The sequence below is a fragment of the Oryzophilus luti genome, assembly GCF_059726245.1.
Window position 1 is genome coordinate 1,268,121 of the sequence record NZ_AP040874.1, and the last position, 23,912, is coordinate 1,292,032.

The 23,912-nt window shown below is 62.2% G+C and carries 16 protein-coding genes and 1 pseudogene; 8 read left to right on the forward strand and 9 right to left on the reverse strand.

Annotation, left to right across the window (positions count from 1 at the left end; genetic code table 11):
• Positions 1-70 precede the first annotated feature (70 nt).
• On the reverse strand, positions 71-1,597 hold the full coding sequence (locus tag AC6IZO_RS05570) for a hypothetical protein (protein WP_497808818.1): 1,527 nt from the start codon (positions 1,595-1,597) through the stop codon (positions 71-73).
• 187 nt (positions 1,598-1,784) lie between these two features.
• Between AC6IZO_RS05570 and pyrF the strand changes: the two genes are divergently transcribed.
• Positions 1,785-2,483 carry an orotidine-5'-phosphate decarboxylase gene (gene pyrF / locus AC6IZO_RS05575; protein WP_497808820.1) on the forward strand — a complete coding sequence of 233 codons (699 nt, stop codon included), beginning with the start codon at positions 1,785-1,787 and terminating at the stop codon, positions 2,481-2,483.
• Here the strand turns inward: pyrF and AC6IZO_RS05580 are convergent.
• Together AC6IZO_RS05580 and AC6IZO_RS05585 are read right to left on the reverse strand one after the other, a co-directional pair.
• Entirely contained in the window at positions 2,480-2,803 is a 324-nt protein-coding gene (locus AC6IZO_RS05580; protein WP_497808822.1) for a hypothetical protein, read from the reverse strand. The two genes, pyrF and AC6IZO_RS05580, sit on opposite strands and share 4 nt — an antisense overlap.
• Positions 2,804-2,936: 133 nt before the next feature.
• Positions 2,937-3,116, reverse strand: a complete 180-nt coding sequence (locus AC6IZO_RS05585) for an Rcat domain-containing protein (RefSeq protein WP_497808824.1) — start codon at positions 3,114-3,116, stop codon at positions 2,937-2,939.
• 223 nt (positions 3,117-3,339) lie between these two features.
• Between AC6IZO_RS05585 and AC6IZO_RS05590 the strand changes: the two genes are divergently transcribed.
• From AC6IZO_RS05590 to AC6IZO_RS05605, 4 genes are all read left to right on the forward strand, one after another.
• A complete protein-coding gene (locus AC6IZO_RS05590; RefSeq protein WP_497808826.1) occupies positions 3,340-3,921 on the forward strand; it encodes a YfiT family bacillithiol transferase in 582 nt (193 codons plus the stop codon).
• Positions 3,922-4,086: 165 nt separating this feature from the next.
• Positions 4,087-5,265, forward strand: coding sequence for an acyl-CoA dehydrogenase family protein (locus AC6IZO_RS05595; protein ID WP_497808828.1), 1,179 nt, complete (start codon positions 4,087-4,089; stop codon positions 5,263-5,265).
• Between the two features lie 172 nt (positions 5,266-5,437).
• Positions 5,438-6,475 carry a class II fructose-bisphosphatase gene (glpX, locus tag AC6IZO_RS05600; protein ID WP_497808830.1) on the forward strand — a complete coding sequence of 346 codons (1,038 nt, stop codon included), beginning with the start codon at positions 5,438-5,440 and terminating at the stop codon, positions 6,473-6,475.
• A 92-nt stretch (positions 6,476-6,567) separates the two neighbouring features.
• Complete coding sequence (locus AC6IZO_RS05605; RefSeq protein ID WP_497808832.1) at positions 6,568-6,897, forward strand: DMT family protein; 330 nt, start codon at positions 6,568-6,570, stop codon at positions 6,895-6,897.
• A gap of 110 nt (positions 6,898-7,007) precedes the next feature.
• Here AC6IZO_RS05605 and AC6IZO_RS05610 read toward each other — a convergent pair whose 3' ends face one another.
• Positions 7,008-7,691: a MarC family protein gene (locus tag AC6IZO_RS05610; RefSeq protein WP_497808834.1), complete on the reverse strand. Its 684-nt coding sequence runs from the start codon at positions 7,689-7,691 to the stop codon at positions 7,008-7,010.
• Positions 7,692-7,936: 245 nt separating this feature from the next.
• Entirely contained in the window at positions 7,937-8,959 is a 1,023-nt protein-coding gene (locus tag AC6IZO_RS05615) for a P63C domain-containing protein (RefSeq protein WP_497808836.1), read from the reverse strand.
• 79 nt (positions 8,960-9,038) lie between these two features.
• Here AC6IZO_RS05615 and AC6IZO_RS05620 point away from each other — a divergent pair.
• Positions 9,039-9,930: pseudogene (locus AC6IZO_RS05620) on the forward strand (IS1 family transposase).
• Positions 9,931-9,994: 64 nt separating this feature from the next.
• On the opposite strand, the gene AC6IZO_RS05625 reads toward AC6IZO_RS05620, so the two are convergent.
• The 3 genes from AC6IZO_RS05625 to AC6IZO_RS05635 all read right to left on the reverse strand — a co-directional run bounded on the left by AC6IZO_RS05625 (position 9,995) and on the right by AC6IZO_RS05635 (position 17,419).
• Positions 9,995-11,227: an MFS transporter gene (locus AC6IZO_RS05625; protein WP_497808838.1), complete on the reverse strand. Its 1,233-nt coding sequence runs from the start codon at positions 11,225-11,227 to the stop codon at positions 9,995-9,997.
• Between the two features lie 131 nt (positions 11,228-11,358).
• Positions 11,359-14,727, reverse strand: coding sequence for a UvrD-helicase domain-containing protein (locus AC6IZO_RS05630; protein WP_497808840.1), 3,369 nt, complete (start codon positions 14,725-14,727; stop codon positions 11,359-11,361).
• Complete coding sequence (locus tag AC6IZO_RS05635; RefSeq protein WP_497808842.1) at positions 14,720-17,419, reverse strand: PD-(D/E)XK nuclease family protein; 2,700 nt, start codon at positions 17,417-17,419, stop codon at positions 14,720-14,722. Before AC6IZO_RS05635 ends, AC6IZO_RS05630 begins: the two co-directional genes overlap by 8 nt.
• 130 nt (positions 17,420-17,549) lie before the next feature.
• On the opposite strand from AC6IZO_RS05635, the gene AC6IZO_RS05640 reads away from it, so the two are divergent.
• On the forward strand, positions 17,550-19,988 hold the full coding sequence (locus AC6IZO_RS05640) for a glycoside hydrolase family 31 protein (RefSeq protein WP_497808844.1): 2,439 nt from the start codon (positions 17,550-17,552) through the stop codon (positions 19,986-19,988).
• 82 nt (positions 19,989-20,070) lie between these two features.
• Here AC6IZO_RS05640 and AC6IZO_RS05645 read toward each other — a convergent pair whose 3' ends face one another.
• On the reverse strand, positions 20,071-21,372 hold the full coding sequence (locus tag AC6IZO_RS05645; protein WP_497808846.1) for an amidohydrolase: 1,302 nt from the start codon (positions 21,370-21,372) through the stop codon (positions 20,071-20,073).
• Between the two features lie 421 nt (positions 21,373-21,793).
• On the opposite strand from AC6IZO_RS05645, the gene AC6IZO_RS05650 reads away from it, so the two are divergent.
• On the forward strand, positions 21,794-23,845 hold the full coding sequence (locus AC6IZO_RS05650; RefSeq protein ID WP_497808848.1) for a protein-disulfide reductase DsbD family protein: 2,052 nt from the start codon (positions 21,794-21,796) through the stop codon (positions 23,843-23,845).
• Positions 23,846-23,912: the final 67 nt, after the last annotated feature.

Below are 23,912 nucleotides of genomic sequence, written 5' to 3' on the forward strand. Positions count from 1 at the left end.
TAGGTACACAGGCTCGCATTCCGCTGGGTGAGGTTTCCGCAGCACGCCGCGGAAACTCCGGAACGACGGGCTACGCTTCGTCTGGAACGCGCGGCAGGAACTGCTGCACAAAGTGGGCGGCAATCTGCAGTCCCAATATGCTGGCTGGCCACAGGACGTTGAAGACCTGCGTAAAGGGAGATTCCGCGTAGGAGTGATGATTGGTGAGCACGATGACAAGGTAGAGCATCAGCGAGGTTGAGGCCGCCCGCGAGAAGCGAGGATTCCCAAACCAGATCTTCATCGTCATAAACAGCAGGAATGTAACCAGAACGCTGCCTAGGAAGACAGCAAACAGCCCCATAGCGGAATAAAGTGTTGCCATGAAGCCGAACGACAGCTGTGTCGTGTCGTCCGAGGCGTTGGCATCGCGCGACACCTGGCCAAAGTAGTTTCCCAGGCCGAGATCCGGCTTATCGTGCAGCAGAAACCGGGGGGTTGCATTGGCAAGACCGTAGAGGATCACGTATTTGCCCTCGTGCGGCCCATACGGAGCCATCGCGATCAGGCGGTCCGCTTCTCCCACCATGGCGAAGCGGGTGAGTGACTCAAAGCGGCCGATTCCCCAGTAGGTTGTGATCGTCTGGCCTGAAGTTTCTCCGCCGACTCGATAGGCCTTCTCGCGGTAGTTGCTGTCCGTCAGCACCTTTTCCGCGACCTCCTGCCCGGCCCGGGCCCTCTCCACGATGGTTCCCTCGCGCAGTCCCTCACCTCGGCCGATTTGAGCAAACGGGTAAACAAACCCGATGTAGACGATGAGAATCGGAGCTGCGAGCGCCCAGAACACCTTCTTCCGGAACCCGTAGCGAAGTCCTGCGATAAGGACATAGCTGGCCACAGGCTGCATAATGCCCTGCTTTGAGGCGTCGGCCAGACCACGTATCTCCTGCATGGCGAGCAGGGTCAGCACAAGCGGATGCGTCAGGAAGCGGCGGTTCTGCGAACGCCAGAGATAGAGCATCAGCAACGGAAGCGCTAGCCACGTGATGTTACCTGTCAACAACCAGATGACCTTCTGCGCATAGGACCGTTGCAGATCGACTTGCGAGGCCATCAGCATCAGGAGCGGGCCCAGGATGCCGAATGGAACCACCACAAACGCCAGCGCCTTCAAGAAGGCGGGAGTATCAGGGAAGCGCACAATCTGGATGGGGGGAAATGGCAGGACTCTGTAAAACACGGTTCCAACCAGAACCCCGGCAAACCCAAGTGCCAGGATGGTTGATGTTTCGCGGGGAGCCCAGAGATTCTGGTCGCTCGGCTGCCAGAGCCAGGCTTTCAAAATCAGTGCTACAAGCAGGAACTTCGCAATCAGCAGGAAGTTCAGCATGCCTGCGAAACTGCGCAGGCCTCCGCCCACCACGGTGGAGAGCAGGCCGAACAGAACGGCAAAAGTGAAGCAAGCGGCAACCAGCACCGGGGTTCCGGCGCCGATCTGCGTTACGAGCAACACCAGCGGCAGGATCACAACCCAGACAGGGAAACGCGCCTGCATGTGCAAGGGCCTGAAGTCAGGACTTCCGGCGATCTGCCGCATCGGCTGCACAGCCCACTTCAATGCAGAACTCCTTTGTCGCCGCTGCGACTGCGGTCTCGGGTGGCCCGGCCTTGCTTCGCCAAGGCTTCGGAACAGTTTGAATTCTCGGATGCCCCGGGCACAGCCCACGCCGCCGTTGCAGCTATAATTCTGGGGTCTCTTTATCATACAGCGCACGGGGGAGAGCCTGCGCAAGGAGTGCCAAATTATGCCGAAGCAACAGTTGATTGTCGCCCTCGATGTCTCCGGCGCCGAACCGGCCCGGGCGCTTGTAAATGCCATTGGAAATGGCGTCAGCTTTTACAAGATAGGCAAGCAACTGTTCACCGCCGAAGGCCCCGCTCCGGTGCGCGAGTTGGTAAAGGCAGGCAAGAAGGTCTTTCTCGACCTGAAATTCCACGACATCCCGAACACCGTTGCCGGAGCCGTTCGCTCCGCCTCGGCGTTGGGCGTAAGCATGCTGACCGTGCACGGATGCGGAGGCATGGCCATGCTCAAGGCTGCGGCGGAATCTGCGGCGCAGACCGAAGCCAAGCCGGTTGTGCTGGCCGTGACCGTGCTGACCTCCATGGATGAAGCGGCACTGCATCAGGTGGGGGTCAAGGGAACGCTTCAGGATCAGGTGCTGCGGCTGGCGGATTTGGCCCTGAAGGCCGGATGCGGGGGCGTGGTTGCCTCGGCGCAGGAAGCGGCCCTGCTGCGGCAGGAGTTTGGCCGGGGCTTTGCGATTGTGACGCCGGGAATCCGTCCGGCAGGCAGCGCCGTGGGAGATCAGGCGCGCGTGGTGACGCCGGCGATGGCGTTGAAGTCTGGAGCGACGCATCTGGTGGTGGGTCGCCCGATCACGGCCGCCGCAGAACCGGCGGCGGCGGCAGAGGCGATTCTGGCGGAGATGGCAAAGGCTTAGCCTTCGCTCTGCGCTGGCCGCAGAAACTCCATCAGGCTGCGCAGGTCATCATCCACGTCGGTAATGGCGTCGCCAATCTCTTCCAGGTCCACCTTCATGGAGACGGCCAGTTGACTCAGGCTGTCGCGACTCTCGGGATTCATCTCAAGCAGAAGCGGAAGCGTGTTCTCGGAGAAGGCGCGGCCGAGCACGGAGATTTCTGCCAGGTGACGGGCGATGCGCACGGCTGAGTTGTGGTCGGCGTAGCCCAACTGCTCCAGCCGTGAGAGAACGGCCTGCTGCAACTTCAGAATCTCTTCGGCTTCCTGTTCGCGGCTCATGCGACTCCCCTGTTCGTTCGACGTTGCCGTGCCTTCCTGCGCAGCCACTGACTCATCGAAAACTGTCTTACAAAAGCAACACCCGGCTGTGTGAGCCGGGTGCAGGAATTGGCTGCGTGGTGGGCAGCGCGAGTTACAGCTTCTCGTAGAATTCGCAGGCCGAGCAGGAAATGTAGATTCCGCCCGGGACATTGCGCTCGCGATCCTTCACGCGCTTCACAATGCGGGTCGGCTTGCCACACTTCGGACAGTCAGTGCTCTTCGACGTGTCCATTACCTTCTTACGATCGGCTGTCTTTGCGATCTTTGCCACGGGAACTCTCCTCTGGCCGCCATTGGCGGCGAATTGCTCTGGCAGGGCATGGGAAACCACGGGACGCGAGAGCGCCGAGGGCCTTCTGCCCGGGACCACCCAGGAAGCGTAGAGCTTGCTCCGGAACCGCCACGGCAAGACGACCGTCCGTAGCGGATAGCATTGTTATTGTAAACGGAATTGCCGATTGTGTCAGGCGCGGGAGTTGCTTATCGGGAGTCTATTGTCCCATTTCCCTGTTTCGCCGATGCGCTGCGCGTGTTACACCATCCCCATGCAGACTCCGAGTGAATTACAGTATCCCATAGGCCGCTTTGTGTGGAGCGGCGTGAATACCCCGACCGACCGGCAGCGCATGATCCAGGTGCTGGAACAGCTGCCTGAGCGCTACCGCGCCACGGTCGAAGGCCTCAGCGACGAACAACTCGACACGCCCTACCGGGAAAATGGCTGGACACTGCGCCAGGTGGTGCACCACGTGGCCGACAGCCACATGCAGGCCTATTCGCGCGTGAAGCTGGCACTGACCGAAAGCAATCCGCTCATCAAACCCTATGACGAGGCCGCCTGGGCCGCCCTGCCAGACGCCAAACTGCCGGTTGACGTTTCCCTGCGCCTGATTGCCGACCTGCACCTGCGCTGGACCACGCTGATGCGCAGCTTTACCGATGCCGACTGGGAGCGCACCTTCCGTCATCCCGAGCGCGGGCAGATGTCATTGGATATGGTGCTGGCGCTTTACAACTGGCATGGCGAGCACCACCTGGCGCACTTGGCGATGACGCGCCAGCGCAACAAGTGGTAGAAGACAGTTCCCTGCTCTCAGTTCAAACCCCACTCGCGTGTATCCGCCGGAGTGGGGTTTTGCTATTTGTGCGCCCTCTCACACGGACGCGCCTGCCGCGAAAATCCTTCGACAATGCCGCCCGCGCTTTGATACCCTCGCCAGTTCGTTTCCGAGGGTGACACGATGGCCATCAAGTTCAAGGGCGTGGACTTTCTTGAGTTCGACACGCTGCTGACCGAAGAAGAACTGCTGGTTCGCTCCACGGCGCGGCAGTTCATTGAAGAAAACCTCATCCCCATCATTGAGCAGTGCAACCGCGAAGGCTCATTTCCGCGCCAACTGGTAAAACCGATGGGCGAGCTGGGCTTTTTCGGCGCGGCGCTGAAGGGCTATGGCTGCGCCGAGATGAACAACGTCGAGTATGGGCTGATCATGCAGGAGCTGGAGCGCGGCGATTCCGGCGTGCGCTCATTTGTCAGCGTGCAGAGTGGCCTCGTCATGTATCCGATCTGGGCCTTTGGCAGCGAGGAGCAGAAGCAGCGTTGGCTGCCGGCAATGGCCTCGGGCGAAAAGCTCGGATGCTTTGGCCTGACCGAGCCGGACGCAGGCTCGAACCCCGGAGCCATGCGCACGCGCGCGCGCCGCGAAGGCAACGAGTACGTGATCAGCGGTGAAAAGATGTGGATCACCTCCGGCTCGATTGCCGATGTGGCCGTCATCTGGGCCAAGAGCGAGGAGCACGGCGGCAAGGTTCGCGGCTTCCTTGTGGAGTGCGACCGGCCGGGCTTCAAGGCCGAGGATGTGCACGGCAAATGGTCTCTGCGGGCCTCGGTGACCAGTTCCCTCTCGCTGCAGGATGTTCGGATTCCGGCGGAAAACCTGCTGCCCGGAACCACAGGATTGAAGTCGGCGTTGATGTGCCTGAATCAGGCGCGCTATGGAATTTCCTGGGGCGCGGTGGGCGCAGCCATGGCCTGTTATGACTGCGCGCTGCAATACGCGCAGTTCCGCAAGCAGTTCCGCGAGCAGCCGATTGCCAGCCACCAACTGGTGCAGGAAAAGCTGGTGTGGATGATCAACGAGATCACCAAGGCGCAGCTACTGGTTCTTCAGGTGGGCCGTCTAAAAGACGCAGGCAAGGTAAAACCCGAGCATATTTCGCTCGCCAAGCGTAATAATGTATGGATGGCGTTGGAATGCGCGAGGATGGCACGCGACATTCTGGGCGCCAATGGAATTGCCGACGAGTACCCGGTGTTCCGCCACATGGCGAACCTGGAGTCGGTGAAGACCTACGAAGGCACGCACGATATTCACACGCTCATTGTGGGAGCATCTGTAACCGGATTTGACGCGTTCTGAGCGCGAATTTTCGCCGCTCAGTGGTGGGGCTATTGACGCGTTTTGAAATTGGTAGCAACATAGTTCGCCGTGCCCGCAGCGATTGGAGCGGGCACAACACTTTTCCAGCAGCACAATTTTGAACGACTCGGCGCCTGCGCGCGGAAGGCGGCATGCGTCCTTAGGAGCAATCATGGCAACACAATCACCAACCAAGGTCCACATCGAAGAGAACATCGCAACCAACCTGGAGACCGATCTGGCCTTGGAACTGTTGCGAGTGGTGGAGGGCGCCGCGATTGCTTCGGCGCGGACCATGGGATACGGCGACCGCAAGCACGCCGACCAGGTCGCCACGGAGACCATGCGCCGCATCATGGATTCCGTGCCCATGCAGGGCACCATCGTTATTGGCGAGGGCGAGCGCGACGAGGCTCCCATGCTGTACATCGGCGAAAAGGTGGGCCGCAAGGGTACGGGCAGCGTTCCCTATCCGGAGATTGACATTGCCGTGGACCCGCTGGAAGGCACCAACCTGTGCGCCACCGGCGCGCCCGGCTCCATTTGCGTGCTGGCGGCCAGCGAGCACGGCGGCCTGCTGCACGCCCCGGATTGCTACCTGGAAAAGATTGTGGTCGGCCCGGCCTGCAAGGGCGTGGTGGACCTGGATGCTCCGGTTGAAGAGAACCTGAAAAACATTGCCAACGCGCTGTACCGCGACGTCGAGGACCTAGTCATCATCGTGCTCGACCGCGAACGCCACGTGAAGCTGATTGACGACATCCGCAAGGCGGGCGCGCGCATCAAGCTAATCGGCGACGGCGACCTGGCCCCCGGAATTGCAGCGGCCATGCTGGGCAGCGGCGTTCACGCCGTGATGGGCAGCGGAGGCGCGCCGGAAGGCGTGATCACCGCAGCGGCCATGCGTTGCCTGAACGGCTACATGGTGGGCCGCCTGACCGGCTACACCGACGAGCAGCGCAAGCGCATGGACGGCATGGGAATCATCAATCCGAACAAGATCTATACGGCCGACGAACTGGCGCCGGGCAAGAACATTGTCTTTGCCGCCACGGGCGTCACCGAAGGCGCGTTGCTGCAGGCAGTCCGCTTCTTCGGCGAGGGCGTCCGCACGTCGTCGCTCGTGATGACCAAGGCCAGCGGCAAGGTGCGCTTCATCGACACCATTCACGCCGACCTCTCGGTGGACTACCGCATCCGCGTCAACTAAAATTGAAGTTGACCTGTGGCAAAAGCCTCGCGTCCGCGCGAGGCTTTTCCCTTTGTGCCGCAGAGGTGTATTGCTGGAGAAGAATTTCACGAATGCGAACCGTTGCCCTGCTGACAATTTCCAACGTCTTCATGACCTTTGCCTGGTACGGACACCTGAAGCACCGCGACGCTACACTGTGGAAGGTGATTCTGGTGAGCTGGGGCATCGCGTTCTTCGAGTACTGCTTCCAGGTTCCGGCCAACCGAATCGGTTCCTATGAGTTCTCAGCCGCACAGTTGAAGACCATGCAGGAAGCGATCACGCTCGTCGTCTTCTCCGCATTCAGCGTGTTCTATCTCGGCGACAAGCTGCGCTGGAATTACCTTGCGGGCTTCGCCTGCATCATCGCCGCCGTGTTCTTCATCTTCAAGAAGTGGTAGTCCGTCGGGAAGCATTCCCGCCTCACCCATTACCGCATTTCTCCTACTGAAAGCCGCAGAAAACGAAAAGCCCGCACGCGGCGGGCTTCTCACTGCAAATTTCTGAAAAGCTACTTGTTCACGTTGACGACGCCCATGCCCGCCAGTCCGTTGATGACGAACTGCACGGCCAGCGCGGTCAGCAGCAGGCCCATCATCCGCATCATCACGCGAATGCCGGTCTCGCCGAGCTTCTGGCGAACGGTGTCGCCCGAGGCGAGGATGAGGTAGGCGGCAAAGGCCGTGATGGCGATGGCAAGCAGCACGGGGATGCCGTGCAGCGGGCTTGGGGAGGCGCCCATCAGCACCATGACGGTGGAGATGGCGCCGGGGCCGGCCAGCAGCGGCACGCCCAGCGGCGTGATGCCGACGTCTTCCTTGTGCGAGCCTTCCTCGGTCTCGCTCTGCCCTTCCTGCGTGGAGCGGCGGGCCTGCATCATGTCCAAGCCGATGAGCAAAAGGATGAGGCCACCGGCAATTTCAAAGGCCGCCAGCGTGATGCCGAACATCTTGAAGATGAGCGAACCGGCGAGAGCAAAGGCCGTCAGCACACAGTAGCAGGTCCAAGCGGCCTTTTTGGCCATGCGGCGGCGCGCGGTCGCATCGGCCTCGCTGGTCATGGCCAGAAAGACTGGCACGGCGGCGAAGGGGTCCACCAGGAAGAAGACAGAGCTGATGGCGACCACGGAAAACGAGGTGAAGTCACTGAAGGACGAACTGAAGTGTCCTGCGTCTTGGGGCAGAAATGCGAGCATAGAAATCGAACAGGTCTCCTCTACCAGCCTACCCCAAGCGGGCAAAGTCTCCAAACTCGGCACCGGTAGTGGTGCAGTTTGAAAATTCACAGGGTTGAACTGCTGGCAGGATTCGGCCAAACTGTCTCCATGAATGAAAAGAAGAAACCATCTCCAAAATCGAAGCCCAAACCAGCAGCCAAAAAGAAAAGCCGCGAGGATGTGAACCAAGCGGCTTTCAGGATCGTGCGAGAGGCGACGAAGGACTAGTTCGCTTCGTCTGGGAACGGCAACTCCAACGTATTGCCGCGCTTTGGCATGACCATATCTACCGATTTCAGGAATCGAATCCAGCCGTGTCCTTGCGCAATCGCAAGCCGCTGTAGCATGACTAGCGAATGAAGGTGCTGCGCCAGCATTGGATTCCCGACATCTTCCGTGAGCCATTGATGCAGTTTGTTCTTGCGGTGACCTTTTTCGTTCTTTGGGCTTCGTTGCTCTAGTTCCTCAAGCAGGTTCGGAGCGATCCTCTCATAAACCAGATTTGTCGTGTAGCGGGCAACGACACTGTACCTATTCTTCTGCATTCCTGGCCACGCCCAGCCTTTTAGTTTGTAGATATTCTCGTAGAACTCATCTGGGAATTTCTTCGCCCATGCCGCGAGTTCTTTCCGGATGATCTTCTCCAAATATTTCTCAAGAGCATCACGCGGGCGGATTTCCTGATAGCCGGTAGCCTCATCAATGAGCGCGATGATGCCCACGTGAGCTAGACCGCGCATCAGGATTCTTGCGCGTTCCGCAATGTGCTTCTGTCCGACAGTAAGCGCTCCAGCTTCATCCGCATTCCAGAACACATCGCAGACCTTTGGTAGTAATTCGGCGGGGTATCCAAAGGCGAGATTGCCTTTAAGCGGTTTGAATTCGATTTGGCTGGACGTCACCTCTAACTCTTTTGGAATGAAATCCTTGAGGTTCTTTGCAGTGAGGAATGCCGGTAGGTTGACGTCACCATCGTAATACTGCCTCCCTTTCGCCTGCCGCGCCCGACCGAGCGCTCGCATGACGTCGCTCTGCGTGAGAACTCGCTGTCCGTTCTCAAGCACTGCACAGCGCACAGAGATGCCCCCGAGTTGCAACGCGCCCTCATGCGTCGCTTTCGGAAGCGCCCTATCTCCCCAGCGCATCTCCGCAGCTTTGCGAGCGATTTCCTTCCGCTCCTCTGGTAGCAACTTCTGCGCTCGTGCAAATCCGCCCTTCGCTTTTCCCTTTGGGTCATCTGCGCTCATGCTTGCATCCTTTCTTGAAATAATGCTTGCATTTTATCATGCAAGCATATATTGTCAAGATGCTTGCAAAGGAAAAGCAATGAACGCCTTAAGCACAGAAAAGCGGGTTCAAGTAGTGGCGGCGCTGGTAGAGGGTAACAGCATTAACGCTACGGTTCGCATGACCGGAGTTGCAGAGCACACGATTCTGAACCTGCTTCGCGATCTCGGCCAGTCGTGCGTCGAATACCACCACCGCAATGTCGCAATCTGAAAGTCCGCCGCCTTCAGGCAGACGAAATCTGGTCTTTCGTTGGTGCCAAGAAAAAGAACGCTACGCCAGAGCAGAAGCAAGAAGGCTGGGGCGATGCGTGGACTTGGGTCGGCATCGACGCCGACACGAAGCTGGTTGTTTCCTACCTTGTTGGGCTTCGAGACAAGGGCTGCGCTTACGAGTTCATGCAGGATTGCGCAGACCGCATGACCGGACGCCCGCAGATCACCACGGATGCGCTCAAGTCGTATCCAGACGCAATTGAAGCTGCATTTGGTTCAGAAGTTGATTATGCGCAGTTGCACAAGCTGTACGGCGCTTCCGAGGAACCGGAAGTGCGATACAGCCCTGCACGCTGCATCGGAGCCGACATGAAAGTTGTGAGCGGTAATCCCGATCCCGACCATGTAAGCACGTCTTACGTTGAACGCCAGAACCTAACGATGCGCATGGCAATCCGCCGCTTTACCCGTCTCACCAACGCATTCAGCAAGAAGCTTGATAACCACGGCCACGCCGTTGCGCTGCACTTTATGCACTACAACTTTTGCCGTGTTCACAAGACGCTGAAAAAGTAACGCCAGCAATGGAAGCGGGTTTGACTGACCACGTTTGGACGATTGGAGAACTGTGCAGCATCCTTCCCGAGAAGAAATCGGCTAAGTCCACCATCGAACGAGAGATGCTAGCTAAGGCGCTAGCGGCTGTGGAAAATTAAACTGCACCACTACCGAAAAACCGGCTGATTTCTGTGTGAAAAGTGGCACAGGAGGCGCTTCGGCCTAGGCGGGAAGCTGCACGTCGCTGTGTCCGCGGTCATCTTCGCCCTTGCGCTCCGTCAGCAGCGCCAGCACCAGCAGCAGCACGGCGGAAGCCAGGAAAACGCCGACACATCCGGGCCAGTGCCAGCGCTTCCACGCCCAGGCCGGAAGCACCGAGCCCGCGCTGCCGCCAATGTAGTAGACGGTGACATACAACCCGGCGGCCGTGGAGCGTGCCCGCGTGGCCACGCGGCCTGTCTGTGAGGTAGCCGACGATTGCAGCACGAAGACACCGGAGGAAAGGATGGCCAACCCGAAAATGATGATCCACAGGTTTGCAGCCAGCGTCAGCAACAGCCCCGCGCAGAGCATGGCAATCGAGAGCAGCACGGTGCGCAAAAAGCCTGCATGGTCAAGGAAGCGGCCGGCCATGGGCGTCACCACCAAGCCAAGCAGGTAGACGCAGAAGATGCTGCCGAGTTGCGCGGAGTTCAGCAGGTAGGGCGCTTCCGCGAGATGGAAATTGACGTAAGTGAAGACGCCGACCAGCGCAAACAGTACCATGAAGCCCATGCCGAAAGTGGCGAGCAGCCGCGGGTTCAGCAGGTGTTGGCCCATATCGCGGAACGACGCGCGCAGGTCGGTATTCCTCTTGAAGTGCTCCGCCTTGGGCAGCCACCGGCGCACGCCCCAACCGCCAATGAGCGTGAGCGCACCCAGCAGGATGAACGTCACACGCCACGGCCAATACTGCGCAATGATGCCCGGAATCAAGCGGCCGACGAAGCCACCGGCAACGGTGCCCGTGACGTAGGCAGACATGGCGCGCCCAACGCCGCGCCCAGCGAATTCCTCGTTGATATAGGCGATCATGACGGCGATGATGCCGGGAATGAACAGTCCCTGCATGAAGCGCCACAGGATGAGCATGTGCAGGTTGGGCGATGTGGCAGCCAGGAATGTGGGCACCGCGAGCAGGAAGATGGCCGGAACAACCACTGTCTTGCGACCGATGCTCTCAGAAAACAACCCGATGAAGGGCGCGACCAGCGCGGTACCAAGCGTGGTGGCACCGATGGTCAGGCTGACTTCAAGTTCGCTGGCGTGGTAGATGCGCCGCAAAAACGGCAGCAGAGCCATCGTCGTGTAGACATCGATGAAGGTGGTAAACCCGGCGAGTACACAGGCCAGAATGCTGACGTCGAACGCGCGCCGCGGCGCGGCGTTGCTGCGAAGATTGGATTCAGACGACATTCCCGCGGAAGATCCCACACACCTTTATAGCAGTTTACGAAGAGCGACGTCGCTGACAACGCGGCACGGATGCCCGTTGCGCACGTTGAACCGGGCTTGCGCAACGGGGGAACATGCATGCATGCCTGCCGTCAGTCGAACATCACCTCGCGGAAGGCCTGCAATAGCGGAAAGTAGAGTGCACAGCGAATGGGACGCAGGTCGCGCGCGGCCATTGCATCGCGGTAACGCCGCAGGTCATCGCGATACTTCTTCTCCTGCGCGATAAGAAACGCGTCGAGCCCCGTCCCCTGCCGGTCCGCCGTCTTGTAGTCGATGATCCAGCGGACGCCATCCTCCACAAACGTGCGGTCAATACGCCGTGCGCGCGGCTGGCCTTCGTGCATGGCAGTCAGCGCCAATTCACAGGCGGCATCCTCATGCGCTGAGAGCACCCAGCGGCCGCGCTCATCCTCCAACGTGCGAGCCAGTGCGGCCTGCGCACGTTCCACGCCCTCGGCCAGTTCGGCGGGAGAAACATTTTCGCGCAGCAGCGCAGCTTCAAGCTGTGGACGAGCGTTGGCAATGCGCCCTTCATCCCAGCCTTGCGGCCCTTCCTGCGCAATGCGCTGCAGCACGGCATGCACCACGGTGCCGACCTTCGGCAGCAGGTCGCCCACCCACTCGTAGGTGTGCGCCTCGCTCGGCCCCACGTCAGGGCGTGCAGCCGCCAACGGAGAAGGCGCTGACGGCAGGCTCCAGTCCGTGGGCAGCCGCAGCCACTTTGCCTCTTCCTCTGAGCCCGCCGCTTCCGAAGGCTCCACCGGTGAAAAGATGGAACGGCCCTCGTCCGAGCGCCACAGCATCTCCATCATGGAGCCTTTCGTGGGCTTTTCGGCGGCATCGCCGCAGGCCGTGAGGTAGAGACGCTTCTTCGCGCGGGTGGCAGCCACATAGAGCACGCGCTTCAACTCCTCGGCTTCACGCTCGCCCGCAAGGGTCTTCATGTATTTTGCGAGTGACGCCGTTGCGTTCGTTCCACCGCGCGCGTCCACCGGCGCAAGCAACAGGTTCTCCTCGCCGCCCAGTTCGCGCTCGCGCCAGTAGAGCATCTGGCTCTCCACGCCGCCGGTCTTGCGGTTCAGCGACGGCAGGAAGACCACATCCCACTCCAGGCCCTTCGCGTTATGCACGGTCATCACTTCCACGCGCACGTTCGGGTCGGTCTCTGCCGGGGCGAACAGTGACTCGAATTCGCGCTCGAACTCGTCACCTTCCGGAAGCTCTCCACGCGATTCAAATGTGCGCAACAACGCAAAGTAACTTTCGACTGCCGCCAGTTCCGCCTCATTCACCGAGGCCGCGCCGCCCAGTTGCACCCAGAGGGACTTTACAAAGAGATAAAACGGCATGCGCCCGCGGCTCTGTTCTGCGCGCTCCGCAACGGCAAGCACGCGGGCAGCGCGTTCCCCGCCGTCGGCGCTCAGCTCACTCCGCCGATGCGTCAGCAGTTCCAGCACCGGCGCGGATGGCTGCTCCCAGCAGAGCGTCCACAGGTCCGCCATTGCAAGCCCCACCCACGGCGTGCGCAGCACGGCCAGCCACGCCACGCGATCGCACGGATGCAGCAGCGCACGGCGCAGCGAATCGGCATCCAGCACCGCCTGCACCTCGCTGAGACCTCCGATCTTCACTGCGCGGTAGGCAATTCCATGCTCCTCCAGCGCAGCCAAAACCGCAGGCAGGTGCGTACGCGCGCGAACCAGCACAGCAATGCGGGCACGGCCATCGGCAGCCAACTCTTCGGCCATGCATTCGGCAATATAGTTTCCCTCGGCCTCAAGTTCGTCCTTGGGGAACAGCCTGGCCACCACGGCATCGCCCTCCAACTCCGCGCGTTCGGCTTTTGCCGGCGCGTAGTCAATGGCGGCCGTGCGCTCATCACGCCGGTCAAGAATATGGGGGAAGATGCGGTTGTACCAGTCGATGAGCTTCTGCTGCGAGCGGAAGTTCGAGCTCAGGCGCCGCGCTTCCAAACTTACCGCGCCAAGTCCGCGCGATTCCACCGCGAGGAAGTTCAGCACATCCGCCTGCCGGAAGCCGTAGATCGACTGCATGGGGTCGCCGACGATGAACGCGGTTGCGCCGTCGCCCGGCTCCCAGCTCGCAACCAGCAGTTCCAGCAGAAGCATCTGCGAGCGCGAAGTGTCCTGAAACTCGTCCACCAGCAGGTGACGCAGCCGCTCGCCCTGGAAGAGCGCAAAGTCTGTTGGCAGGCCGTTCTCCCGCAGCGCGCGCTGCGCCGCCAATGAGATCTCTACAAAGTCCACGCTGCCCTGTTCGGCAAAGACAGAGTTGAGCTGCGCCACGGCATACGGCAACAAGGCCAGCATGGCGCTCGTGAACTGCCATTGCTCATCCGTGTAATGCGCGGGCGGCAGCACACGTACCCGCTTGAGTGCCTCCACCACCTGCCCTGCCCACGGCTTCGCCACCAAATCCTTGAACAGCTCGATGCACGCCTTGCGCTCGGCGGCAATCGCCTTCTCCGTACCGGGCATGCCCACGCGGGCATCAAAACTCTTGCGCAGGCCCTTGCTATCGCGCGTCAGCATCCAAGCGGCTACGGCCAGCCAGGCGTCCCGCTGATCGCCAGAAGCTACGGGAAAATCAGTCAGTCCGCGCGCAGCGGCATAATCCGGCACAAAGCCCTGCGCAATGGAGAGGTAACGAAAGATGGCAGCGCGCGTTGCTTCGCTCAGGCACTCCACCAGAGCCCTACGGACGGCCTGCAATTCCTCTTCAACAGCGGCGCGCAGGCTGGCTTCAAATCGCTCGCGCACCAACTGCATCTCGTCCCCACTGAGCGCATCGGCACGCCCCACGAAGCGCAGCCACTGGTCGCGGCGCGCCAGCATCCCGGCGATCAGTTCCGTCGCGGGGCCGATGCGATTGTCCTGCCAGCGGAGAAGTTGTTCCACGCCGTCGGCTACAGGACCGGTGCCGCCAAGCTCCGCAATGCAGCGGCGCGCGGCCTCCTGATAAAGCGGCGCAGAGTTCTCCGTGGTAGCCATCTCCAAACCCAGCGAGGCTGCCAGAGGCACGGCGCGGGCAAGCCCCTCGCAGAAGGAATCCACGGTGCGCACGGCGAGCCGCGAAGGATTCTCCAACAGGTGCCAGCCACGTTCGCGATCCCTCGCCAGAACCTTCTTCGCCAGATCGTGCGCCACACGCTTGTGCACTTCGAGCGCCGCTGCTTCTTCATCGGAACGGGTGGCGGCATCACTCAACGCGCCAAGAATGCGACTGCGCATCTCCGCCGCGGCCTTGCGCGTGAAGGTAATGGCGAGCACGCACTCCGGCTCGGCAACATTGGGTGCGGCCAGCACGCTCAGGTAGCGCTGCATCAGCAGCTCTGTCTTGCCGGAGCCAGCGGGAGCCTGTACGAGGAAGGATTGCGCCGGGTCAAGCACCTCGCGCCGGATGCTCGCATCGCCGGTGATCGCCGTAACGCTACTCATCCGCCGCCTCCTCAGAATCCTCCGCGTCGTCCGTTGCAAGTGGTGCAAGTTCACGCACGCGGCAGAGGCGATAGAGCTTGCAGTCCTGGCAGGTTGAGTTCCCTTTGCCCGGCCAACGCAACGGATCAACCGAGGCTTCGCCCTCCAGAAACGCTGACTGCAAAGCCTCTAGCGCGGGGCGCCAGCTCTTGAGGTGCGCCGCGTAATCGCCATTGCAGTAACGGTCGACGCTGCCCGATCGCGCCCCGAAGATGCCCGCATCCTCGGCGATGCCCGCGAAGCGCGTTTTGCCCCGTTCCACGCGGCCAAAGGCAACGCCCGCCACATGCTCTCCGTCCGACATGAGCTGGGCAGCATAAAACGGCAGTTGCGGTCGCTCGAGGCGTGGAGGCATCCACTGGCCCGGACCATACTTGCTCGAGCCACTCTTGTAGTCGATGACCACCAGGCCCTGGTCCACGTGGTCAATGCGGTCGGCGCGGCCGCTCATCGACTGTCCGGCAAGCACCATCGTCAGCTTCTTCTGGTGTGCCACCACCGTGAATGGAGCGCGCTTCTTCTCCATCTCCAGCCATTCCCGCGCCACCGCCGCAAGCCGCTCGCGTTCGAGCTCAAGATGCTTGCGCGACCAGGCATCCCGCGGACGATTCGGGAACTCGTGCAGGGTGCGATCGAGCGCCCGCTCAATAACGGCATCGAGGTCGGCGGAGGCCAGCGAAGCACTGTCCTTCAGCTCGTCCCACGCATACTTCAGCACGGTCTCCACCAGGTCCCCGCGCTCAATGGGCGTCACACCTTCTGCAGGAGCTTCCAGCACACTGGCTCGCAGGCGCTGCTCGGCAAAGGCACGGAACGGGCAGGTGGACTGCAACTCCAGCAGACGCGTCACACCGCGCAATTCGCTGGGCACCGCGCGCGGAGCCTTCCGCTCCGGCTCCGCTTCCAGCAGCGAAGGGCGTGGAAAACTGCGCAACATTCCGTCTTCTGCGGAGAGCGACAGCTCACTCAGCAGGACCTCCTGCGTCCCCGCCAGCAGCGGAGAGCAGCGAAGTTCGCGGTCCTCCTCACGGCGCGCGCAACTCAACACCACAGGCGCGGCCGAGGCCAGCAGCCTCCGCAACGTGCGTTCGCCCTGCACATGCGTCGCCGTGGCGTCCGTTCCGGGGACACCGGCTGCGCGCTGCACCGAGAGCGGGAGCAGCGCATTGGGACGCGGGGACGCGGGCAGCGCCTCATCGGTCAGGCCGCAGACCCACAGCGCATCGAAGACCGCGCCGCTGGCCTCGCGCGCATCCATCACCTGCACAGGCGCGCCCAGGCTCTCTGGATGAAAGATGGCGGCCTGCGCCGCCCGCCGCAGCTCCGCCACAAACTCCCGGAAGCGCACAGGGTCGCCGACGAGATCGAGCGCGGCGACTTCACCAAGTACCCTGCGCCAACGCTCCGCCGCCTGGTACTCCACACTCCCCAGCGCGCGCTCGCCCGGCCAGCCCATCTGCTTCAGAATGCTCTCGGCCAGTCTGCGCCATTCGCAGAAGGTTGCCTCGGCGTGCGCCGTCCGCAGCAGCGCAAGCACCGCACGCAGGTTTGCGTCGAGCAACGGCGGCGCATCCAATGTCTCCATGGCGTCCAGCAAGCGAGGCATGGTAACGCGAGGCTTCAACTGCTTCCGCAGACGCACCTCGCACTCGGCGCGGCGCCCCCACTCAGTGGCGGCACCGCCCACGTAAGGCGAGCGCAGCAGCACGGAGGCCACACTCCAGTCGGCCTCTCCAGCGCACAGCTCCAGCAACTCGAGCGCGGTGCGCATCATCGGCTGCGCAGCCAGCGGCGAGCCGAGTGAAATTTCAAACGCGGGCTGGGTGCGCCCGCCATAGAAGGTCTCCGGCTCAAGCACCTCGGTGAAGATCTGCTCCACCAGCAGGCGGGACTCCGCAAGACCAAGCACCACGACGCCAATCTGCGTCTGCGGGTCGCGCTCCAGCTGCGCGCGTGCCCAGCGGGCCGCCACGCGCAACTCGGACTCCACGTCATCGGCCCGGAACAGCCGGGCAGAGGCCAGTTCGCCCTGCGCGTCCGCGATGCGCTCCACCGCGCAGCCGTGCGCGCCGAGCGCCTGCAGGAGCCGCTGCTCCTGCGGCGTAAGTTCGTCGAAACCGTAGAGGACAATTTCGGCGGGCACCGTCAGCGAGGGAAGCAGCGCCGCCAATTCGTCGGGAAGTTGTGCACGCGAGACCCAGTGATTATCGGCAAGCTGCTGACGAAAATCGCGCGCCCAGGTAAAGAAGCTGCGGGTTTCTTCCGTGGCGCTCATTGCGGCCGAATCCAGGGCAATGCCGTACTGGTGTGCGAGCGCCCACGCCTGCCCGGCAGCGGCCGCCATGCCCCTCCGCGAACTCGGGAGCACACGCTCCCACAACCGCATCTCCTGCCCGGCGCTAAGCGGCAACAACGGCGTCTTGCCGCTCAACAAGGCGTTGGCAAAGGACGATTCAACCCATGCTGCCAGCGGCATCACCTGCGGAGAGGCCCACATGCTATTCCCTGCACGTTGCTCCGCCTCGCCCACGGCCCGAACCATTAGCCGGGCCGCTCGCGTCGTGGGCGTCAGCACCACGGCACCGGCCCTCGCGCGCTCCACTGCCTGCTCTAATCCCGCTCCTGCCGGAACCGCCCCGACCAAATCCCTCATGGGGCCGTTCTATCACGCCCGGCGGTGGAGAACAATCCGCCAGCCCTCGCAGTTGCAACATTTCATTCACGTGCCGGGGTTCGCGCGGTTGACACACCTTCGCCGGACGCTTAGGCTTCCGCCGAAGCTTATGCGACGCCTCAGACTGCTGCTTGTTTCGCTGCTCCTCGCCCTGCCGCTCGCCGCGCAGACGTCCGCCACTTACGCACGCCTTGGACGCATTGTGAGCAGCCACCCGCTGCCGGACGGTGTGGAGTTCCGCACCGCCGAGGCGCTCGTGCGCGTGACCGCACTCGACAACGATGTGCTGCGCCTGCGGTACACGCGTCAAAGCGAGTTCCCGCGCGATTTCTCCTTCGCCGTGGTCAGCCAGACAGGTTTGAGCGCACCCAAGGTCGCGCCCGTCGACGACCCGCAATTTGTGGGCTTTCGCACCGCCACGCTGACGGTGAAGATCGAGCGGGCAACCGCTCGCGTCGTAATAGAGGACGCCGATGGCAACATGCTCTGCGAGGATCAGCCGCAGCGTCCTGCGGAGTGGAATGGCGAGGAATTCCGGCTTTACAAGGCGATGCCCGCCGACGAGCACTACTTCGGGCTGGGCGACAAGACCTCGCCGCTCGACCGAACCGGCGGCTCCTACACCATGTGGACAACCGACGCGCCCGGCTTCCAGGAGGGCACCGACCCGCTCTACAAGGCCATTCCGTTCTACGTGGCGCTGCGCAAGGGCCGCGCCTATGGCGTGTTCATGGACAACACCTGGCGCTCGAACTTCGACCTCGGCAAGAGCACGCGCGACGTGCTCTCCTTCGGCGCCGAGGGCGGCGAACTGAACTACTACTTTCTGAATGGCCCCGCGCCGCGCCACGTACTGGCGCTCTACGCCGCGTTGACCGGGCACACGGAGCTGCCGCCGCTCTATACGCTCGGCTATCAGCAATCGCGTTGGAGCTACTATCCGCAATCGCGCGTGGAGCAGTTGGCGGCCGAGTTCCGCGCGCGCAAGATTCCGCTCGATGTGATCTATCTCGACATTGACTACCTCGACGGCTACAAGGCCTACGAGATCAACCGCGCGTACTTCCCCACCTTTGAGCAGATGGTGAAGAGGCTGGCGGATGAGGGCGTGAAGCTGGTGGCCATCAGCGACCTGCACATCAAGCGCGAGGCGGGCTACAGCGTCTACGACAGCGGACACGCGGGCAACCACTTTGTGAAGAACCCCGATGGCAGCGAGTACGTGGGCAAGGTCTGGCCCGGCGACAGCGTCTTCCCAGACTTCACGCGCGAAGCCACGCGCCGCTGGTACGGCGCGCTGAACAAGCATTTTCTCGATCTCGGCATCCGGGGCTTCTGGAACGACATGAACGAGCCGGCGGTCTTCCGCTATCCGGAGAAGACGATGCCGCTGGAGACGCGCCACCGCATCGAAGAAGGCGACTACCAGCGCACGGCCACGCATCGTGAGATCCACAACGTGGTGGGCATGGAGAATGTGCGCGCGACGTATGAGGGGCTGCTGGCGCTGCGTCCCAACGAGCGGCCGTTCGTGCTGACGCGCGCGGCCTACGCGGGCACGCAGCGTTTTGCGGCCACCTGGACGGGCGACAACAGCGGCACCTGGCTGCACTACCGGCTCACGCTGCCCACGCTGCTCAGCCTCGGCGTTTCGGGCTATCCGTTCGCGGGCAACGACGTGGGGGGCTTTGACGGCTCGGCGCCGCCCGACCTTGTGACGCGCTGGACCGAACTGGGCGTATTCATGCCCATTTTCCGCAACCACTCAGTCAAGGACTCACTCGACAAGGAGCCTTGGGTTCACGGGCCGGAGCACGAACGAATCCGCCGCAAGTACATTGAGCTTCGCTACCAGCTTCTGCCGTATATCTACACGCAGATGGAAGAGACCTCGCGCACGGCCGTGCCGCTCATGCGGCCGATGTTCATGGACTACGCCAGCGACGAAAAGGTGGCGCTCAACGACAAGGAGTTCCTCTTCGGCAACGACCTGCTGGTGGCGCCCAAACTCGATGAGCGGCTCGACGCCTATAACGCCACGCTGCCCGCCGGAGAGTGGTACGACTTCTGGAGCGGCGAGCGGTTAACGGGCGGCAAGGACGTAAAGCTCACCCCTGCGCTGGATGTGCTGCCGGTCTTTGTGCGCGCCGGTGCCATTCTGCCCATGCAGCCCGTGGTGCAGAACACCGACGAAGTTCCGCAGGGACCACTTACGCTGCGCGTTTATCCTGGAGAGAAGTGTGCCGGTTCCGTCTATGCCGATGACGGCCGTAGCTACGACTACCGTCGCGGCGTCTATTTCCGTCAGCAGTTCCGCTGCGAGCTTCTGCCGAACGGCGTCCGCGTGGTACTGGAGAAGCCTGAAGGAAGTTACAAGCCCTGGTGGAACGGCATCGACATCGTCATCGCCAACGGCGCGCGCTGGACGGGAGGAGCCAAAGCGACCGTGAACAACAACGCGATCCACCGTGAGCAGCACCCGAATGGCGACGTGACGGTGCGCGTCGGTGCCTCGCGCCAGACGACTGAGATTCGCCTGAGCTATTGAGATTGTCTCCGGTGCGAAAGAAAGGCCGAAGCAAGCGCTTCGGCCTTTCTTATTTTGCAGAGAACTCCGTGCGTTGACGCGGCTACTTCTTCAGCAGATCGAGCAGTGCCGTGGTCTCCACCGTGATGGCCGTCTTGATGGTCGGCTCGCGGTCGGGAGCAAAGTAGGCCGAATGCAGCGACGGCAGCGGCGTTCCCTTCTCCCTGGCCTCGGCGAACTTCGCAGGGTTCACTGCGCCCACAAACATCAGCATCACCGGCACGCCGCCGGTCTGGTACTCGCTGAAGTCCTCCGACGCGGTCATCGGCCCGGCATCGTGAATCGCCGCGCCAAGCCGTGTGCGGAGCGCACCGCTCACGCGCCGCACCAACGCCGCATCGTTCTCCACGGAATCCACGCCATCGCTGAAGACCACCAGTGGTTCGCGCGGCGCTCCGGCAGCCTCAGCCTCGGCCTTTGCAATGCGGCGAATGCCTTCCTGGAGCTTCTTGCGCACGTCGCGGTCATAGCTGCGCACGGTGAGTTGCAGCTTCACCTCGTCGGGAATGATGTTGTGCTTGGTGCCGCCGTGGATGGAGCCGACCGTTACGACGGCGGGCGCGAACGGCGATTTCTCGCGCGAAACCAGCGTTTGCAGCCGCAGCACAGTGGCGGCGGCAATCACGATGGGATCAACCGTGGTGTTTGGCGCGGAGCCGTGTCCGCCACGGCCATAGATGGTGATGTCAACCGAATCGGCGGCGGAACTGGCTACGCCACTGACCACGTTCACCGTGCCGGCCGGAATGCCGGAATCATCGTGCACGGCCAGCATGTGATCTGGCTTGGGAAAACGCTTGTAGAGACCGTCGGCAAGCATGGCATGAGCGCCGTTGCCACCTTCTTCGGCGGGCTGCGCCAGCATCACCAGTGTGCCGCTCCAGCGCGCGCGGTTGGCGGCCATCAGGCGAGCCGTGCCCAGCCAGCTCGACATGTGCACATCATGTCCGCAGGCGTGCATCACACCCACGTCCAACCCCGCGTCGTTCTTGGTACGAACCTTGCTTGCATAGGGCAGTCCGGTGGCCTCGGTCACCGGCAGCGCATCCAGCTCCGTTCGCAGAGCCACCACGGGGCCAGGGCCGTTGCGCAGCACGCCCACAACGCCCGTGCCACCCACGCCCGGCGTCACCTCAAAGCCCAGCGCGCGCAGCCCGTCGGCCATTTTGCGCGCAGTCTGCACCTCATGCAGAGAAAGCTCCGGCGATTGATGCAGGTCGAGATAAATCTTTTCGACGTCCGGGTAGATGGCGTTGATCTCGTCGTTGCTGAACTGCGGCCGCGTCTGCGCCGCCAGCGGCAATGCCAGCAGCAACGCCGCGCAACCAATCAGAATCTTTTTCATTCTTCTCTCCCCCGCAACCGTGAACATGGGCCAGAGTACGCGAAAAGCGTGGCACACAGTGTACATCCGCCTTCGCAGGCAGGACGTTGCCAGGCCTCCCCGGACCACGCCCCTGCTTCCCAAACAGCTCCGCACGCATCCAACGGATATGGCGCAGGCGCTCAACATCCCCAGGAACTCACGAGGCAGACAGGTTTCCACACAGCGAAATCCGTCCGCCGCGTTCCGTTTCGTGGGAGAATATAGGCAAGCGGCAGCAACGAGGCCGCAGATTATCGGGCACCGAGCCCCAGACGTATTTGGCGTGACCCTGACTTCGAACATGATTCGTTTTCTGCGCTCGTACTTTATCGTTGCTTTCCTTCTCTGCTGCGCGCTTCCCCTTTTCTCCCAGGCGGGAGATGAGCACCTTCAGCTTCAATTGCTCGCGGAACAGCAGCAGGTCAAGGCCGGCTCCACCGCCACATTGGGTTTGCACTTCAAGATGGCGCCGCACTGGCACATCTACTGGGTGAACCCGGGCGATTCCGGTGAAGCTCCGTCCGCCAAGTGGGAACTGCCGCAGGGCGCGAGCGTCGGCGATTTTCAGTGGCCGGTGCCGAAGCGCTTCCCGCTCAGCACGCTGCTCGATTACGGCTATGAAGACACCGTGACCCTGATGCTGCCGTTGAAGGTTCCGGCCAACGCCACCGGCAAGCTACCCATCAAGGCGCACGTGCGCTGGCTGGTGTGCTCCAACGTGTGCCTGCCGGGCAAAGCCGACGTGTCACTGGAGTTGCCGGTTGGCCCGCGCAGCACAATCAACAGCGCCAATGCCGCAATCTTCGCGCAGGCTCGCGAACGCCTGCCCAAGCCCATGCCAAAAGCGTGGGAGCTGGCGGCCACGCAGAACGCCAAGGAAGTGGAACTGACCTTCCACGCCAGCAACGTGAAGCACGCCGAGTTCTTCCCGCTCGCCGCCGACCAGGTGGATGGCAACGCCAGGACCGAGCCGTTCAACCGCAACGGACAAGTTCACCTTGCTCTAAAGAAGTCAGAGAATCTGCACGGCTCGCTAAAGCAACTGCGCGGCGTGCTGCAGATTGAAGACAAGGCCTACGCAATTGATGTTGCGATCAACGGCACGTCCGATGCCGCCAACACTGAGGCCGCACCGGCGCAGCCTGCGACTGCCGATACAGCGTCTCCCACAGCTACACCGGCTGCGGCCGCCACGCCCGCGAGCACCGCTGTTGACGCACCTGCACAGCCAAACGCTGGAGGCATCAGCAATTCGGCGCTGGCTCTGTTCCTCGCCTTCTGCGGCGGGCTGATTCTCAACTTCATGCCCTGCGTCTTCCCCGTGCTCTCGATCAAGGTGCTCAGCTTTGTGCAGGTGGGCGCCAGCGAACGCGGACGCCTCCGCCGCCAAGGCCTGTTCTACACGCTCGGCATCTTCGTTTCGTTTTGGGCGCTGGTCACGGCGCTGCTCATCCTGCGCGGCGCAGGTCGCCACATTGGATGGGGCTTCCAGTTGCAGTCGCCGGGCTTTGTAGCCATGCTGGCAGCGCTGATGATGATGTTTGGCCTGAACCTGGCGGGACTGTTTGAAGTCGGCTACTCGATGATGGGCGTCGGCTCCGGCCTGGCCCAGCGCGAAGGCGACACCGGCGCGTTCTTTACCGGAGTGCTGGCCACCGTAGTGGCCACGCCGTGCACCGCGCCATTCATGGGCACCGCCGTGGGCTATGCGCTGGCGCAGCCCGCCGTCGTGTGCGTGGCAGTCTTCAGCGCACTTGCGGCAGGACTGGCCGCGCCGTTCCTGCTCCTCGCCTTCCGCCCCGAGTGGGTGCGACTGCTGCCCAAGCCCGGGCGCTGGATGGAGACGATGAAGCAGTTGTTCAGCTTCCCGCTCTTCGCCACCGCCATCTGGCTGGTGTGGGTCTTCGGGCGGCAAACCTCCGTGGACGCGACCGCGCGACTGCTTCTGATGCTACTCGGACTGGCTCTTGGCGGCTGGGTCCTGGGTCACTGGCCCGGCAAGCGCAAGGCCGCCATCTGGGCGCTGGTGCTGATCGTTCTGAGTGGTGCATGGTTCTCGCGCACAGACATGCGCGCCGAAGCCAAGGCTACTGCAACCGACGGCCAGTGGGTTCCCTTCTCCGAGCAGAAGCTGGCAGAAGCCCGCGCCGCCGGGCATCCGGTCTTCGTGGACTTCACCGCCTCCTGGTGCATGACCTGCCAGGTGAACGAGCGCGCCGTGCTCACCAAGCAGCCCTTCCGCAACAAGGTTGCCGAGCGCAACGTGGTGCTGATGAAGGCCGACTGGACCAGCTACGATCCCGAGATCACCAGGGTCCTCGCTTCATTCCATCGCAGCGCCGTGCCGCTCTACGTGGTCTATGACTCGGACGCCTCACACACGGGCACTGTCCTGCCAGAAGGCATTTTGACCATGCAGACGGTGCTGGACGCGCTCGACCGCGCGAAGTAGACAAACTCCTAACTACGAAACGGCGCGAACAGTGATTACTGTCCGCGCCGTTCTCATTATTCCCGCT

What these genes read in the sequence shown, in the direction of transcription:
- AC6IZO_RS05635 (WP_497808842.1), bottom strand. Translation starts at nt 17,419, where the DNA reads ATGAGGGATTTGGTCGGGGCGGTTCCGGCAGGAGCGGGATTAGAGCAG.
- AC6IZO_RS05630 (WP_497808840.1), bottom strand. Translation starts at nt 14,727, where the DNA reads ATGAGTAGCGTTACGGCGATCACCGGCGATGCGAGCATCCGGCGCGAG.
- AC6IZO_RS05640 (WP_497808844.1), top strand. Translation starts at nt 17,550, where the DNA reads ATGCGACGCCTCAGACTGCTGCTTGTTTCGCTGCTCCTCGCCCTGCCG.
- AC6IZO_RS05610 (WP_497808834.1), bottom strand. Translation starts at nt 7,691, where the DNA reads ATGCTCGCATTTCTGCCCCAAGACGCAGGACACTTCAGTTCGTCCTTC.
- AC6IZO_RS05580 (WP_497808822.1), bottom strand. Translation starts at nt 2,803, where the DNA reads ATGAGCCGCGAACAGGAAGCCGAAGAGATTCTGAAGTTGCAGCAGGCC.
- AC6IZO_RS05615 (WP_497808836.1), bottom strand. Translation starts at nt 8,959, where the DNA reads ATGAGCGCAGATGACCCAAAGGGAAAAGCGAAGGGCGGATTTGCACGA.
- AC6IZO_RS05595 (WP_497808828.1), top strand. Translation starts at nt 4,087, where the DNA reads ATGGCCATCAAGTTCAAGGGCGTGGACTTTCTTGAGTTCGACACGCTG.
- pyrF (WP_497808820.1), top strand. Translation starts at nt 1,785, where the DNA reads ATGCCGAAGCAACAGTTGATTGTCGCCCTCGATGTCTCCGGCGCCGAA.
- AC6IZO_RS05625 (WP_497808838.1), bottom strand. Translation starts at nt 11,227, where the DNA reads ATGTCGTCTGAATCCAATCTTCGCAGCAACGCCGCGCCGCGGCGCGCG.
- AC6IZO_RS05605 (WP_497808832.1), top strand. Translation starts at nt 6,568, where the DNA reads ATGCGAACCGTTGCCCTGCTGACAATTTCCAACGTCTTCATGACCTTT.
- AC6IZO_RS05645 (WP_497808846.1), bottom strand. Translation starts at nt 21,372, where the DNA reads ATGAAAAAGATTCTGATTGGTTGCGCGGCGTTGCTGCTGGCATTGCCG.
- glpX (WP_497808830.1), top strand. Translation starts at nt 5,438, where the DNA reads ATGGCAACACAATCACCAACCAAGGTCCACATCGAAGAGAACATCGCA.